Here is a 12973-nt window from a genome sequence, read left to right on the forward strand (position 1 = left end):
CGCGCTCGCTAGGCTCGCGACATGGGACGTCACGAGCGGCTGGCCGACCTCGCGGACGTCGACGCCGACGGTCTGGTGGTCGCCGACCTGGGTTGCGGCACAGGGCGAACGGTGCGGACGCTGCTGGCCGGCCGGCACGCGCCGGTGACGGTGCACGCAGTGGACCAGGCGGTGGAGCTGGACGACGACCTGCTGGCCGACCAGCGGGTGGTGTCCCGGGTGGCCGACCTGGACGACCCGCTGCCGTTCGCCGACGCCAGCCTGGACCGGATCGTCTCGATGAACGTGGCCGAGAACCTGGCCGACCCGGCGCGCTTCCTGCGCGAGTGCCTGCGGGTGCTGCGACCGGGCGGCCTCGCGGTCATCGGGCACACCGACTTCGACACCGCCCTGTTCACCAGCGACGACGACGAGCTGACCCGCGTGCTGGTCGACCGGTTCGTGGCCGTCGTGCCGGACTGGCAGCTGCGGGCCGACGGCTTCATGGGGCGCAAGCTGCTTTGGCTGGCGGCCGACTCACCGCTCGAGCTCGTCGACGTGCACGCCTGGGCCGACGCGCACCAGCGCTTCGACGAGGGCTCGCTGGCGTGGAAGATCGCGATGGGCATGGTCGCCTCGGCGGCGGACGACCCGGTGCTGTCCGAGCTGGCCACCACCTGGATGGCGTCGGTGCGCCGGCTGGCCGACGAGGGACGCTTCCTGTTCGCGGTCACCGACGTCGTGGTGGTGCTGCGCCGCCCGTGACCACCTTCGAGCAGGCCTGGCAGGAGGCGCTGTACGGCCCGTACGGCTTCTACCGGCGCAACGACCCGGCCGACCACTTCCACACCTCGGTCGCCGCGGGCGAGCTGCTGGCGCAGGCGCTGCTGACCCTGGTCCGCGCCGCCGACCTGACCCGGGTGGTGGACGTCGGCACCGGCCGCGGGCGCCTGCTGGCCGACCTGCACGCGCAGGCCCCGGACCTGGAGCTGGTCGGGGTCGACGTCCGACCGCGGCCGAGCGACCTGCCCGACGCGGTGCGTTGGGTGGCTGCACCCGGTGGAGCCCAGCTGCCGCCGGGCGCGGCCGGCTGGGCCGGCGGCGCACTGGTGGTCGCCCACGAGTGGCTGGACGACGTCCCGTGCCCGGTGGTGCAGCGGGACGACGACCTGCGCTGGCAGGTCGTCGGCGTCGATCCCGACAGGCGAGGCGGACCGCTGCTCGGACCGCTGCTCGGACCACCGCTCGGACCACCGCTCGGACCACCGCCGCCCGCCGACCTGGACTGGCTCGACCACTGGTGGCCGGCCGAGCAGCCCGCGGCCGGTGACGTCGCCGAGGTCGGTCACCCCCGGGACGCCGCGTGGGCCGCACTCGTGGCCGCCGCGCCGGACAGCCTGCTGCTGGCCGTGGACTACGCACACCAGCGCCTCGACCGTCCCCCGCACGGCACCCTGATCGGCTACCGCGACGGGTCGGCGTGCGCGCCGGTGCCCGACGGCAGCTGCGACCTCACGGCGCACGTCGCGCTGGACGCCGTGGCGGCCGCAGGCGAGCGGGCCGGCGCGACCCGGACCGTGCTGGTCGACCAGCGCACGGCGCTGCGCTCGCTCGGGGTGCACGGGCGACTGCCGGACCGCACGCTGGCCGGCAACGACCCGCTCGGCTACCTGGCCTCGGTCAGCCGGGCCAGCAAGGCCGCCCTGCTGCTCGACCCGGCCGGCCTGGGCGGCTTCGGCTGGTTGCTGCAGAGCACCCGAAGTGGACAGGGCGGCGACGTCTTGGACATGGTGGGCCGGTGAACGATCACCGCGACCCGTGCCGTTGGCCGTTGCGGCTGCTGGTCACGGCGGCGTCCGGCTGCCTGCTGCTGGCCGGCTGCTCGGACGGCCAGGGGTCCGGCGCCGCACCGACGGTGACCGTCACGGCGACCACCGGGACGCCGTCCGGCTCAGCGACGGCGAGCCCGACGGTGACCACCGACGTCAAGGGCCGCGCGTTCGACCTCGGGACGATCACCGCGGTGAGCACCGTGGACGGCACCCGCGTCGTCGAGCTGGACCGCTGGACGGCCACCGGCACCAGTGACTCCACGCTCGCCAAGCAGGGCCTGAAGGTGCTGCCGCACAAGGGTTCTCGGTTCACCAACCAGAACACCAGCAAGACGTACACGGCGCCGGTGGCGCCGGGCGCGCGGCTGGTGGTGAACACCTGCGTCGCCGACACCAGCGGGGACCTCGGGATGACCTCGCAGCCGATCAGCGCGATCTCGTGGCTCGCCAAGCCGGACCGCAGCGCCGTGCTGTTGGTCACCTACGACGACACCGGGGTGATCACCCGGCTGGACACCGACCCGATCTGCAAGGGCTGACTTCCGTCGGCCACGCGTCAGCCGCGCACCGGGACGTCGGCGTAGCCGCGCAGCACGAACGTCGGACGCCGGGTCGGCTCGGCCGCCGCCTGCAACCGCGGGAAGCGCCGCAGCAGAGCCGGTAACGACGCCTGCAGCTCGACCCTGGCCAACGGCGCACCCAGGCAGAAGTGGATGCCCGCACCGAAGGCCAGGTGCGGGTTGGGTGAGCGGTCCACGACGAACCGGTCCGGGTCCTGGAAGACCGCCGGGTCGCGGTTGGCCGCGCCCAGCAGCGCCGCAACCTTCTGGCCGGCCCTGATGCGAACGGCAGCGCCGTCCGCGCCCAGCGGCAGGTCGACGTCCTGGGTCGCGGTGCGCTCGAACAGGTGCAGCGGCGAGTCGTGCCGGAGCATCTCCTCCACCGCCAGTGCCACCAGTTTGTCGTCGGAGACGTTGCGGCGCAACAGGTCCAGCTGGTCCGGAGTTTCGAGCATCGAGACCAGCCCATTGCCGAAGCCGTTCACGCTGGCCTCGTGCCCGGCGTTCAGCAACAGCACCACGGTGGCCACCAGCTCGTGGTCGTCCAACCGGTCGCCGCCGTCGCGGGCCTGCACCAGATGGGTCACCAGGTCGTCGGTCGGCGCGGCCCGTCGCGCGCCCGCCAGGTCGGCCACATAGCCGGCGAACTCGGCGCTCGCCGTCCGCGCCTCGAGCTCCTGGTCCGGCGTGCGGTCGACCTCGTACATCTTCACGATGGCCTGCGACCAGGGCCGCAGCAGGTGGCGGTCCTGCTCGGGCCAGCCGAGCAGCTCGGCGATCACCAGCACCGGCAGGGGTTCGGCGTAGTCGGCCAATACGTCGAACGACCCGGTGTCGGCCTGGGTCTGCTCGCACTCGTCGAGCAGCTGCTCGGCCAGCTCGCCGACCCGGGGTCGCAGCCGCTCGACGTGCCCGCGCCCGAACGCGCCGGCGACCAGGCGGCGCAGCCGGGTGTGCTTGGGCGGCTCGCTGTCCAGGATCGAGTCGGCGTGCAGCCAGTTGAAGGTCGCCCAGTCCCGGTCCGGCATCCGAGGCGCGAAGATCCGGCCGAGGCGACGGTCCCGCAGCACGACGTCGCAGGCCCGGTGCGAGGTGGCGACTGCGAGCCCGAGCGGGCCGTGCCAAGCCAGCGGCGCCTGCTGCCGGGCCCGGGCGAATCCGGGGTAGGGGTCGCGGACGAACTCCGGGTCGGCCAGGTCGAAAGGGTCGTCCAGCAACGGAAGCTGCCGCTCGTCGGTCATCGGCTCGTCGGTCATCGGCTCGTCGGTCATCGGCCCTCCATCCATCGGCCCTGGTCACCGTCGCCGGACGCGGCCCGGGCCACCCTGGCCCGCTCCGCCTGCGCCACCAGCAGCGCGGCCGCGTCGTCCGAACACAGGTGCATCACGGTCGGGTGCACCGGCCCGGCGGTGGAGTGCATGTGGAACGAGGCCAGCGCGAGGCGCCGCTGCAGCGGACCCTGGCGCACCCCGAGGCTCTGGGTGCGGGCGTGCGGGACGACGTCCAGCTCGCGCCCGAACCGACCTCGACGCAGCAGCACGACGTCGTCCAGCACGTTGACACCATGGCGTCGCCAGCCGATCGGGTCCAGCCAGCGCGAGGCCCTCGGCGCGACCACGAACCCGGTGTCCTCGTCGGTGCCGTCCAGCCCGGCCACCACCGCCGCCCTGGTGTCGTCGGCCTGGCCGTCCTCGTCCTCCAGCCCGGGCAGCGCCAGCCGGAGCACCAGCAGAGCCTGCTCGCGGGTGCCTACCGCGAGCAGGACGTTCTCCTCCTCGGCGTTGGTGCCGCCCGACTCGCCCATGCCGTGGCCGCCGCCGTACCCAGCGACATTGACCTGCATGGTCCACCAGTCCCGCCGGCGCCACATCAGCGGCTGGTGCAGCCGGATCGCCTGCACCCGTCCCGGCGGGACCGTCTGCGCCCGGGTGGTCAGCAGGCCGTGGTGCAGCCGGATGCCGTCCGGGGACGTCGCGACCCGGAAGCCGAACCGCGAGGTGAACCGGCCCCACAGCGTTCCGACGATGCCGATCGCGACCGACGCGACGATCGCCAGCGCCGCGAACTCGCGGGTGACCGTGACGGCCGTGACCGCGGTGACCACGACGAACAGCAGGAGCATGCTCGGCAGGGTCAGCAGCATCGAGCCGATCACCCGGGACACCGGCACCTGGAGCACCTCGGTCTCCGGGGCCTGCGGCGCGACGTCCCCGTCGTAGTGCACACCGGCGGCACGGGCCAGCAGCACGTTGCGCAGCTCCACGGCGTCGCTCTCGCGCAGCAGGCTGAGCACGATCGCGGAGTCCTTGCCGCCGGCCACCTCGAGCCGCACTTCGGCCAGGCCGAGGAACCGCCCGAGCAGCGGGCGGACGACGTCCACGGCCTGCAGCCGGTCCAGGCGGGCGTGCCGCTGCTGGCGGAACACCACGCCGTAGTGCAGGCGCAGGGTGTCGCGGTCCACCTGGTACGCCGCGCACCGCCAGGCGACGAGCCCGTACAGGCCGGCGAGCAGCGCCGCCCCGGCCAGCACGGCGAGCGTGATGAAGGCCTCCTCGCGCGACGGGAGCCCGTCGGAGAACAGCGCCGTGCCGCGCTGCTGGGCGATCAGCGCGAGGATGACGGCGACGACCTTCCAGCCGCGGGCCAGCGGAGTCAGCGGGTGCAGCCGGCGCCAGCCGTCGTCCGGGACCAGCGGTGTGCGCGGGTCGCTCACAGCCCGGCCAGCCGGGCCTCGCCGCGCTGGGCGAGCCGGTCACGCAGCCGGGACGCCTCGTCCGGCACCAGCCCGTCGATGTACGCGTCGGAGCCCGGTGAGGCGGTGTGCAGCTGCACCGAGGAGTAGCCGAGCAGGCGGGCCAGCGGCCCGGCGTGCACGTCAACGAACTGCATGCGGCCGTAGGGCACGACCACGATGCTGCGGAACATCACCCCGCGGCGCACGAGCAGGTCGTCCTCGCGCTCGGCGTAGCCGGTGGCCCGCACCTGGCGCCCGAACAGCCAGGCGGCCCAGACGAACCCGATCGCGGGCACCGCCAGCAGCCCGTAGATCCAGGCTTGGTCCAGCCAGATCGCGAGCAGCACCACGACGGCGGCCACGAGCAGGCAGACGGCACCGGCGATCAGCCGGCGTCCCGTCGCCAGCCCGTCCGACACCGACCGCCACTCGACGTCGTCCGGGACGAAGGGCTCATCATGCAAGGGCACGTCGCAATGCTGGCACACCCGTTGCTGGGCGGGGGTGGCAGACTCGTGCCCGTGACCACGCCGGGCAGCACGCAGGGAGCCTCTCGCGAGCTGACCGTGGGGGTGGGTGCGGGAGACCTCGCCACCGCCGACATGGTGCTGAACATCGGTCCCCAGCATCCCGCGACGCACGGTGTGCTGCGGCTGCGGCTGGTCGTGGACGGCGAGCGCATCGTCAGCGCGGACCCGATCGTCGGCTACATGCACCGCGGCGCCGAGAAGCTCTTCGAGGTGCGCGACTACCGGCAGATCGTCGTCCTGGCCAACCGGCACGACTGGCTGTCCGCGTTCTCCAACGAGCTGGGCGTGGTGCTCGGCGTCGAGCGGATGCTCGGGATGGAGGTACCCGCGCGCGCCGTCTGGGCCCGCACCCTGCTGGCCGAGCTCAACCGAGTGCTCAACCACCTGATGTTCCTGGGTGCCTACCCGCTGGAGCTGGGCGCCATCACGCCGATCTTCTACGCCTTCCGCGAGCGTGAGGAGCTCCAGGCGGTGATGGAGGAGATCAGCGGCGGGCGGATGCACTACATGTTCAACCGGGTCGGCGGGCTGAAGGAGGACCTGCCGGCGGGCTGGCTCGGCCGGGTGACGCACGCGGTGGGTGCGGTGCGCCGCCGCCTGCCCGACCTCGAGGCCCTGATCGTGGGCAACGAGATCCTGCGGGCCCGGACGGTGGGGGTGGGGGTGATGCAGCGCGAGCTGGCGGCCTCGTACGGGGTCAGTGGTCCGATCGCGCGCGCTGGCGGGCTGGACGTCGACCTGCGCCGCGACGAGCCGTACCTGGCCTACGGCGAGCTGTTCGCTCCCGGCGGGCCAGGCCGGGTGGTGACGCGCACCGCTGGCGACGCGCTGGCTCGGCTGGAGTGCCTGCTCGAGCAGGTGCACGTCTCGCTGGACCTGGTCGAGGTCTGCGTGGACCGGATGCGCTCGCTCGAGCCCGGGCCGGTGAACGTGCGGCTGCCCAAGGTGCTGCGGGTGCCGGAGGGGCACGCCTACACCTGGACCGAGAACCCGCTGGGTCTGAACGGGTACTACCTGGTCTCGCGCGGCGACAAGGTGCCGTGGCGGCTGAAGCTGCGCTCGGCGTCCTTCGGCAACGTGCAGGTGCTGTCCCGGCTGCTGCCCGGGTGCCTGATCTCGGACATGGTCGCCGTGCTCGGCTCGATGTTCTTCGTGGTCGGCGACGTCGACAAGTAGTTGCTCCACCCCGCCCGGTTTGCTCACCTCAGCCCGGTGCGCGAGCGCTCTCAAGCGGGTTGAGTGGAGCAAGGGGCTGGGGGGCGGGGCGCTGGCGGGGCTGGGGGCGGAACGGGGTCAGGCGGAGTGCCGGGCGTGGTACTCGTGCTCCCGCGTCGCCTGGGCCAGGTCGATGGTGCTGGCCTGTTCGCGCTCGGCGTCCTCACCGGCGAAGACCGCGTCGTGGATCTCCTCCACCGGCAACGGGAAGAGCTTGACCACCGGGTGCGGAGCCGTGTCGACCAGCGGGTCCGGGCTTGCGGACACCGTCACGACGGCCAGCCGCGCGCCACCGAACACCATAGGTGCGGCGGGCAGTCGGGTCGGCAACGCCGTGGGCAGTCCAGCCGGCATGGCCGTGGGGATGGCCGTGGGGATGGCCGTGGGATCGGCCCCGGTCACCGGGAGAACCGGCGCGGACTCCACCTGCTGGACGCCGAGGGCGACCTCCGCGAGACGGTGACGCCCCAGGTAGCCGCGCCCGAAGGCAGCCGCCAGCACAGCGACGACGAGTCGCCAGCGACTGCCACGATGCCTACCGGTCACGGACCTGATGGTAGATCGTCACAGCAGTCACACCCGTCACTCTAATCGGCGTGTCGCACAGATTCACTCCGCTGGTCCCGCGCCCTACTGACCCACGATCACTGTGCGTTCATGGGTGCGGCCATCGGTGCGGCCATCGGTGCGGGAGCTGGTCGTGATCGCGACCACCTGACCGCACCCACCGCCGCACAATCGCCCCGCACGCACCGCCGTGCGATCCTGCGACAGTGACCGGAACCGACCCCACGACCGCGCTGGACGTCGCCGACTGGCGCCGCCGCGTGCACGAGCTCTACCGCACGGTGCGTTCGGACGACGACCCCGCCCGTGCGCACGCAAACTGGCGACGCGGCCGCGACCGACTGTTCGCCGAGCACCCGGCCACCCCACTGCTGGCCGAGCAGCGCGACGGGTTCAGCGGCCTGCCGGTAGCGCCCTATGACGAGCGCTACCGCTGGGAGGTCGCGCTGCAGCCCGCCGAGCCGGATACGCCGGACGAGTTCTCGGCGAGCACCAGTACGGACGGGACGGTCCCCTACCGGCGGATCGGCGTCGTCGCGCTGGCCACCCCCGGAGGCGAGGTACGGCTGGACGTGTGGTGGCTGGCGTCGTACGGCGGTGGGCTCTTCGTCCCGGTCCGCGACGCGGCGCCGAACACCTACGGCGGTGGGCGCTACCTGCTGGACACCATCAAGGGGGCCGATCTCGGCGCCAGTCGGGACGCATCTGGCAGGACGACCCTCGTGCTCGACCTCAACTTCGCGTACAACCCGTCGTGCGCCTACGACCCCGCCTGGGCATGCCCGCTGGCCCCGGCCGGCAACACCACGCAGGTGGCGCTGCCGGTCGGGGAGCGCTACCCCTAGGCCGATGCCGTCAGGGCCAAGCCGAGGCCGGGGCCCGGGATCAGAGCAGGCTCTTGGAGGTTAGGTACTCCTTGGCCACGTCCTCGGGCTTCTGCCGCTGGGCGTCCACCTTCTGGTTCAGCGCCGTCAGATCCTCCGTGGTCAGCACGGGTGCCAGCGCGTTCAGCGCGGTCGCGATCTTCGGGTCGCTCGCGTCCTTGAGGTTGATGACCGGCACCAGGTAGTCGGCGTGCTGCAGCATCTTGTCGTCCTGCAGCAGCAGGAGGCCCTTGGCGTCCAGCGTGCCGTCGGTCGTCCCGGTCTCGCCCATGTCGACCGTGCCCTTGAGCACCGCGTCGGCCATCGCGACGGACCCGAAGTCGTACTTCTTCGGCGCTCCGTCGAGCTTCAGCCCGTAGATGCCGACGAGGCCCGGGTCACCCAGGCAGTACGGGTTCTGCGGGCAGTCAGCCGGGGCACCGAGCTTGATCGGCTTGTTCAGTGCGGCGAGCTGACTGAGCGTGGTGAGGTTGCCGTTGTCGGCCGCGAACTTCTTGGTCACGTAGAAGGCGTTGCTGTCGAGCGCCTTGGACGGCTCCAGGCCACCGATGCCCAGCGGCTTGCCGATCTCGTTCAACTTGGCCAACGTCTCGGTCGCGTCGGCGGAGCTGACGATCTTGCCGCCGTTCAGCGAGTCGACCGTGGTCGCGAGGTAGTCCGGCACGATGTCGATGTCGCCGGCCTCCAGCGACTTGGTGTAGATCGGCCGCTCACCGACGGCCTTCAGCTCGACGGTGTACCCGGCCTTCTCGAGCAGCAGCTTGTACATGTTCTGCATGATCGCGGCCTCGGTGAACGTCGGGCCGCCGACCACGAGCTTGCCGCCGGCCGCGTTCGAGGATGAGCTGCCCGAGGATCCCGAGAAGGCGTCGTCCCCGCCGCCGCAGGCGGTCAGGGCGAGGGCGAGGGCGGCGACGCCACCGAGCACGGCGCGGCGGCGCAAGGAAGGAGTGAGCGATGTGCGCATGGGGATCTTCGCCTTCTGTGTCCCGCGGCCCGAAGGTCCGCGCGTGTCCGGACTGGCACCCGGGCAGGCGCCGATGGATCGAGGTTAGTCGCTGGCACCGACAGCCGCAGGAGAGCGGCTCCCGCCCCGATGTCTGCGAACCCGCTCTGCTTCCACCGGCACCGGCCGGGCCAGCCGCTGGACCACCTCGAAGATCCCCTCGACGACCAGGGCGAGCACTGCTACCAGCACCGCCCCGCTGAGCAGCTGCGGCTGGTCCTGCAGCGAGAAGCCGGCGGTGATCAGCTGCCCGAGCCCGCCACCGCCCACGATGCCGGCGATGGTGGCGGTGGCGATGATCTGCACGGCTGCCAGCCGCGCGCCCTGGACGATCAGCGGCGCTGCCAGGGGCAGCTCGACCCCGCGCAGCACCTGCCATCCGCTCATCCCCATGCCCCGCGCTGCGTCGACCGCGGCCGGGTCGACCTCGCGCACCCCGACGTAACTGTTCGTCAGGATCGGCGGGATCGCGAACAGCACAAGCGCCACGATCACCGACAGGCTGCTCGGTCCCAGCGGTCGCGGCGCCATCGTCAGCAGCACCAGTAGGGCGAACGTCGGCACCGCGCGACCGATGTTGCCGACGTTCAGCGCGACGCCCGCGCCGCGCCGCTCGTGACCGAGCCACACCCCGAGCGGAGCGACCAGCACGAAGGCCACGATCAGCGCCACCGCGGACAGCCAGATGTGCTGCCACAGCAGCCCGCCCGCGCCGTCCGGGCCGGACCAGTTCGACGGGTCGGTCAGCCAGTTCCAGGTGTCGCTCAGCCAGGTCATGCCGACCTCCCGCGCCGCCAGGGGGTGGCCAGCCGCTGGGCGAGCAGCAGCACGCCGTCCAGCACGAGCGCGAGGACCACGCACAGCACTGAAGCGGTCAGCACCTGCGCCTTGAACAACGTGCTGAGGCCGTTGTAGATCAGGTCGCCCAGGCCGCCGTAGCCGACGACTGCGCCCACCGTGACCAGCGCGACGGTCGAGACGGCCGCCACCCGGACGCCGCCCATGATCGTGGGCAGAGCCAGCGGGAACTGCACCCGCCACAGCATCCGGGTGTCGCCATAACCCATCCCGCGTGCGGCGTCCAGCACGTCCCCGGGGACTGCCGCCAGGCCCGCCACGATGGCTCTGACCAGGATGGTGAGCGAGTACAGCACCAGGCCCACGACGACCGTCCACGCGGTCAGCCCGGTGAAGGGCAGCAGCAGGGAGAACAGTGCCAGCGAGGGAATCGTGTAGATGACGGTCGCGCCGCCCAGCACCATCTGCTCCAGCCATCCCCACCGTCGGGCGATCAGTGCCACCGGCAGGGCCACCACGATCGCGAGGACGAGGCTGACCACGGTGATCTCCGCGTGCTGGATCAGCGCATCCGACAGTTCGGTGCTGCGCGTCCGCCAGTACTCGGGGCAGATCCAGTCGTTGCGGACGAGGCAGTCGTCGGAGAGGGTGAGCGAGTGAGCAGCCAGGTGCACGGCGATGACGCTACCCGGGACCCGATGATCCGGCTCGACGGTGTGGGCAAGACCTACGGCGACGGGACGACCGCCGTCGAGGCGCTGACCCTCGACGTCCGTCGCGGCGAGCTGCTCGCGCTGGTCGGTCCGTCGGGCTGCGGCAAGTCCACGATCCTGCGGATGGTGAACCGGCTGATCGAGCCGACGTCCGGGCGGATCGTCATCGACGGCGAGGACGTCACGGACGTCGACCCGGTGCAGCTGCGCCGCGGCATCGGCTACGTGATCCAGGCCAGCGGGCTGTTCCCGCACCAGAAGGTGCGGCAGAACGTGATGACCGTGCCGACCCTGCTCGGCTGGGACGCCGCCCGCCGCCGTGCGCGCGCCGACGAGCTGCTCGACCTGGTCGGCCTCGACCCGGCGACGTTCGGCGAGCGCTACCCGCACGAGCTCTCGGGTGGCCAGCAGCAGCGGGTCGGGGTGGCCCGCGCACTGGCCGCCGACCCGCCGGTGCTGCTGATGGACGAGCCGTTCGGCGCCGTCGACCCGATCGCCCGGGACCGGCTGCAGGCGCAGTTCCGGCAGATCCAGGCGCAGCTCGACAAGACCGTGCTGTTCGTGACGCACGACATCGACGAGGCGGTGCGGCTGGCCGACCGGATCGCGGTGCTCAGCGTCGGCGGACACCTGGAGCAGGTCGCCGACCCGGCCACCGTGCTCGGCGTGCCGGCCACCGACTTCGTTGCCGACTTCGTCGGTTCGGACCGAGGCCTGCGACGCCTCGCGGTCACTCCGATCGAGCCGCAGGACCTCGAGCATCCGCAGACCGTGACGCCGCAGCAGCCGCTGAGCGAGGCCCGCGCGGTGATCGACCGGGCGCCCGAGCCGTACGCCGTGGTGGTCGACGGCCTGGGCGAGCTGCACGGCTGGGTCGGCATCCGCGAGTGCGTCGGCGAGGGGACGGTCGCCGACCGGATGCGCCGGTTCGAGGAGACCGTCGACGTCGGCGACTCGTTGCGCCGGGCGCTGGCCGAGATCGTGCAGCACGACGCCGGCTGGCTGCCGGTGCTGGACGCCGACCAGCGCTACCAGGGCGTGCTGACGCCGAACTCGGTGCACGCCGCGCTGCGCCGGCACCTGCCCGACGGCGTGGCCGACCTGGTATGACTCCCGAGCAGGACATCGAGCTAGTCGCGGCACTGCCGGGCGCGGTCCCGATCACCACGCAGCAGGGGGATGGCAGCCCCGAGGTGGCCTGGGGCGACACGTTCGTCCTCGCAGCTGGACCGGCCCGGGGTGTTCCGGGTGAACGTCGCGGTCGGGCGACGCCGCTACGAGGAGCTGCTCGGCCACACCCCGGCCGACCATGCGGAGCACGCCGACGAGTTCGACGACGCTGCCTTGGACGTCCTGCTCCCGCACCCTGAGTACGCCGAGCAGGCGTGGGTCAGCGTGCTGAACCCCGGGGCCGCCACCGACGCGCTGGTGACCGCGTTGCTGACCCGGGCGCACGGCGACGCGGCTTCTCGCCTCGACCGCCGGCGCAACCTCTGAGCCGCCGGCGCGCTACCCCGCCGGCGCGCTATCCCGCCGGCGCGACCGTCGCGCCGGCGCGACCGTCGCGCTCATCACGCAGTGATTCTTGCCCTTGGGGCGCAGGTAGGTGAAGCCGGCCTTCTCGAACTGCCTGCGGGTCCCGCCATAGAGGAACGAGGCGGTGATCTTCGTGCCGCCGGTGTCCTGCGGGTACGCCTCGACGACGCCACCGCCGGCCTGCGCGATGAGGTCCAGGGCGCCGCGCAGGGCAACTGTGCACACGCCGTTGCGCCGGTACCTGCGGTCGACGAAGAAGCAGGTCAGCCGGTAGTCGGGCAGCTGCTCCAGTCCCTCCTCGTACTCCTTGCGGTGCTTGATGTTCGGCAGCTCCTCGGGTGGGCCGAACTCGCACCAGCCCACCGCGACCTCGCCGTCGAAGACCAGCGCCGCGTGCGCCCGGCCGTCGCGGACCCGCTGCTCCTTGAGCGCTCGGTTGTCTTCGGCGGTGAAGGTCTTCTCGGCGTGGAAGGTGTGGAACCACGTGCACCAGCAGCCGCCCCACACCCCGTTGTGCCGCTCGGCGAGGTCCGCGAAGGCGTCCCAGGTCTCGGGGCTGAGCGCCCGGACCGTGAGCTCGTCGGCTACCTGCGCCGTGGTCATGGGCACACCGTAGAAC

General features: G+C 72.3%; 15 protein-coding genes. 7 read left to right on the forward strand and 8 right to left on the reverse strand.

Annotated features, from left to right (window positions below):
* The first annotated feature begins 21 nt into the window (after positions 1-21).
* Genes ACPPVT_RS20790 through ACPPVT_RS20800 form a run of 3 tightly spaced genes read left to right on the forward strand, consistent with a single transcriptional unit; the run spans position 22 to position 2350 of the window.
* Positions 22-744, forward strand: coding sequence for a methyltransferase domain-containing protein (locus ACPPVT_RS20790; RefSeq protein ID WP_426563669.1), 723 nt, complete (start codon positions 22-24; stop codon positions 742-744).
* Complete coding sequence (locus ACPPVT_RS20795) at positions 741-1781, forward strand: SAM-dependent methyltransferase (RefSeq protein ID WP_426563671.1); 1041 nt, start codon at positions 741-743, stop codon at positions 1779-1781. The genes ACPPVT_RS20790 and ACPPVT_RS20795 overlap by 4 nt, the downstream gene beginning before the upstream one ends.
* Complete coding sequence (locus tag ACPPVT_RS20800; RefSeq protein WP_426563673.1) at positions 1778-2350, forward strand: hypothetical protein; 573 nt, start codon at positions 1778-1780, stop codon at positions 2348-2350. Before ACPPVT_RS20795 ends, ACPPVT_RS20800 begins: the two co-directional genes overlap by 4 nt.
* Before the next feature lie 17 nt (positions 2351-2367).
* Here the strand turns inward: ACPPVT_RS20800 and ACPPVT_RS20805 are convergent, their stop codons facing one another.
* The 3 genes from ACPPVT_RS20805 to ACPPVT_RS20815 are packed head-to-tail and all read right to left on the reverse strand — an operon-like array spanning position 2368 to position 5575.
* On the reverse strand, positions 2368-3612 hold the full coding sequence (locus ACPPVT_RS20805; protein ID WP_426567222.1) for a cytochrome P450: 1245 nt from the start codon (positions 3610-3612) through the stop codon (positions 2368-2370).
* A gap of 26 nt (positions 3613-3638) precedes the next feature.
* Complete coding sequence (locus ACPPVT_RS20810) at positions 3639-5084, reverse strand: PH domain-containing protein (protein WP_426563675.1); 1446 nt, start codon at positions 5082-5084, stop codon at positions 3639-3641.
* Positions 5081-5575, reverse strand: a complete 495-nt coding sequence (locus ACPPVT_RS20815) for a PH domain-containing protein (RefSeq protein ID WP_426563677.1) — start codon at positions 5573-5575, stop codon at positions 5081-5083. Before ACPPVT_RS20815 ends, ACPPVT_RS20810 begins: the two co-directional genes overlap by 4 nt.
* 132 nt (positions 5576-5707) lie before the next feature.
* On the opposite strand from ACPPVT_RS20815, the gene ACPPVT_RS20820 reads away from it, so the two are divergent.
* Positions 5708-6811 carry an NADH-quinone oxidoreductase subunit D gene (locus ACPPVT_RS20820; RefSeq protein ID WP_426567223.1) on the forward strand — a complete coding sequence of 368 codons (1104 nt, stop codon included), beginning with the start codon at positions 5708-5710 and terminating at the stop codon, positions 6809-6811.
* 117 nt (positions 6812-6928) lie between these two features.
* Here ACPPVT_RS20820 and ACPPVT_RS20825 read toward each other — a convergent pair whose 3' ends face one another.
* A complete protein-coding gene (locus ACPPVT_RS20825; protein WP_426563679.1) occupies positions 6929-7396 on the reverse strand; it encodes a hypothetical protein in 468 nt (155 codons plus the stop codon).
* 227 nt (positions 7397-7623) lie between these two features.
* On the opposite strand from ACPPVT_RS20825, the gene ACPPVT_RS20830 reads away from it, so the two are divergent.
* Positions 7624-8262 (forward strand): DUF1684 domain-containing protein, encoded by a 639-nt coding sequence (locus tag ACPPVT_RS20830; protein ID WP_426563681.1) that lies wholly within the window; start codon positions 7624-7626, stop codon positions 8260-8262.
* 40 nt (positions 8263-8302) lie between these two features.
* On the opposite strand, the gene ACPPVT_RS20835 is transcribed toward ACPPVT_RS20830, so the two are convergent.
* The 3 genes from ACPPVT_RS20835 to ACPPVT_RS20845 all read right to left on the reverse strand — a co-directional run bounded on the left by ACPPVT_RS20835 (position 8303) and on the right by ACPPVT_RS20845 (position 10779).
* On the reverse strand, positions 8303-9268 hold the full coding sequence (locus tag ACPPVT_RS20835) for a glycine betaine ABC transporter substrate-binding protein (RefSeq protein ID WP_426563683.1): 966 nt from the start codon (positions 9266-9268) through the stop codon (positions 8303-8305).
* A gap of 84 nt (positions 9269-9352) precedes the next feature.
* A complete protein-coding gene (locus tag ACPPVT_RS20840) occupies positions 9353-10084 on the reverse strand; it encodes an ABC transporter permease (RefSeq protein WP_426563685.1) in 732 nt (243 codons plus the stop codon).
* The gene (locus ACPPVT_RS20845) at positions 10081-10779 is read right to left on the reverse strand and encodes an ABC transporter permease (protein WP_426563687.1); all 699 of its coding nucleotides are present in this window, start codon (positions 10777-10779) and stop codon (positions 10081-10083) included. Before ACPPVT_RS20845 ends, ACPPVT_RS20840 begins: the two co-directional genes overlap by 4 nt.
* A 24-nt stretch (positions 10780-10803) precedes the next feature.
* On the opposite strand from ACPPVT_RS20845, the gene ACPPVT_RS20850 reads away from it, so the two are divergent.
* Together ACPPVT_RS20850 and ACPPVT_RS20855 are read left to right on the forward strand one after the other, a co-directional pair.
* A complete protein-coding gene (locus ACPPVT_RS20850) occupies positions 10804-11928 on the forward strand; it encodes an ABC transporter ATP-binding protein (RefSeq protein WP_426567224.1) in 1125 nt (374 codons plus the stop codon).
* Positions 11929-12066: 138 nt separating this feature from the next.
* Positions 12067-12315 (forward strand): DUF6194 family protein, encoded by a 249-nt coding sequence (locus ACPPVT_RS20855; RefSeq protein WP_426563689.1) that lies wholly within the window; start codon positions 12067-12069, stop codon positions 12313-12315.
* 12 nt (positions 12316-12327) lie between these two features.
* On the opposite strand, the gene ACPPVT_RS20860 is transcribed toward ACPPVT_RS20855, so the two are convergent.
* On the reverse strand, positions 12328-12957 hold the full coding sequence (locus ACPPVT_RS20860) for a GNAT family N-acetyltransferase (RefSeq protein ID WP_426563691.1): 630 nt from the start codon (positions 12955-12957) through the stop codon (positions 12328-12330).
* Positions 12958-12973: the final 16 nt, after the last annotated feature.

The sequence above is a fragment of the Angustibacter sp. McL0619 genome, assembly GCF_049994355.1.
In the GTDB taxonomy this organism is placed as follows: Bacteria; Actinomycetota; Actinomycetes; order Actinomycetales; family Angustibacteraceae; genus Angustibacter.

Excerpts from the sequence above, each read along its gene's own strand:
- ACPPVT_RS20805 (WP_426567222.1), bottom strand. The coding sequence starts at position 3,612 with ATGACCGACGAGCGGCAGCTTCCGTTGCTGGACGACCCTTTCGACCTG.
- ACPPVT_RS20840 (WP_426563685.1), bottom strand. The coding sequence starts at position 10,084 with ATGACCTGGCTGAGCGACACCTGGAACTGGCTGACCGACCCGTCGAAC.
- ACPPVT_RS20860 (WP_426563691.1), bottom strand. The coding sequence starts at position 12,957 with ATGACCACGGCGCAGGTAGCCGACGAGCTCACGGTCCGGGCGCTCAGC.
- ACPPVT_RS20820 (WP_426567223.1), top strand. The coding sequence starts at position 5,708 with ATGGTGCTGAACATCGGTCCCCAGCATCCCGCGACGCACGGTGTGCTG.
- ACPPVT_RS20850 (WP_426567224.1), top strand. The coding sequence starts at position 10,804 with ATGATCCGGCTCGACGGTGTGGGCAAGACCTACGGCGACGGGACGACC.
- ACPPVT_RS20790 (WP_426563669.1), top strand. The coding sequence starts at position 22 with ATGGGACGTCACGAGCGGCTGGCCGACCTCGCGGACGTCGACGCCGAC.
- ACPPVT_RS20835 (WP_426563683.1), bottom strand. The coding sequence starts at position 9,268 with ATGCGCACATCGCTCACTCCTTCCTTGCGCCGCCGCGCCGTGCTCGGT.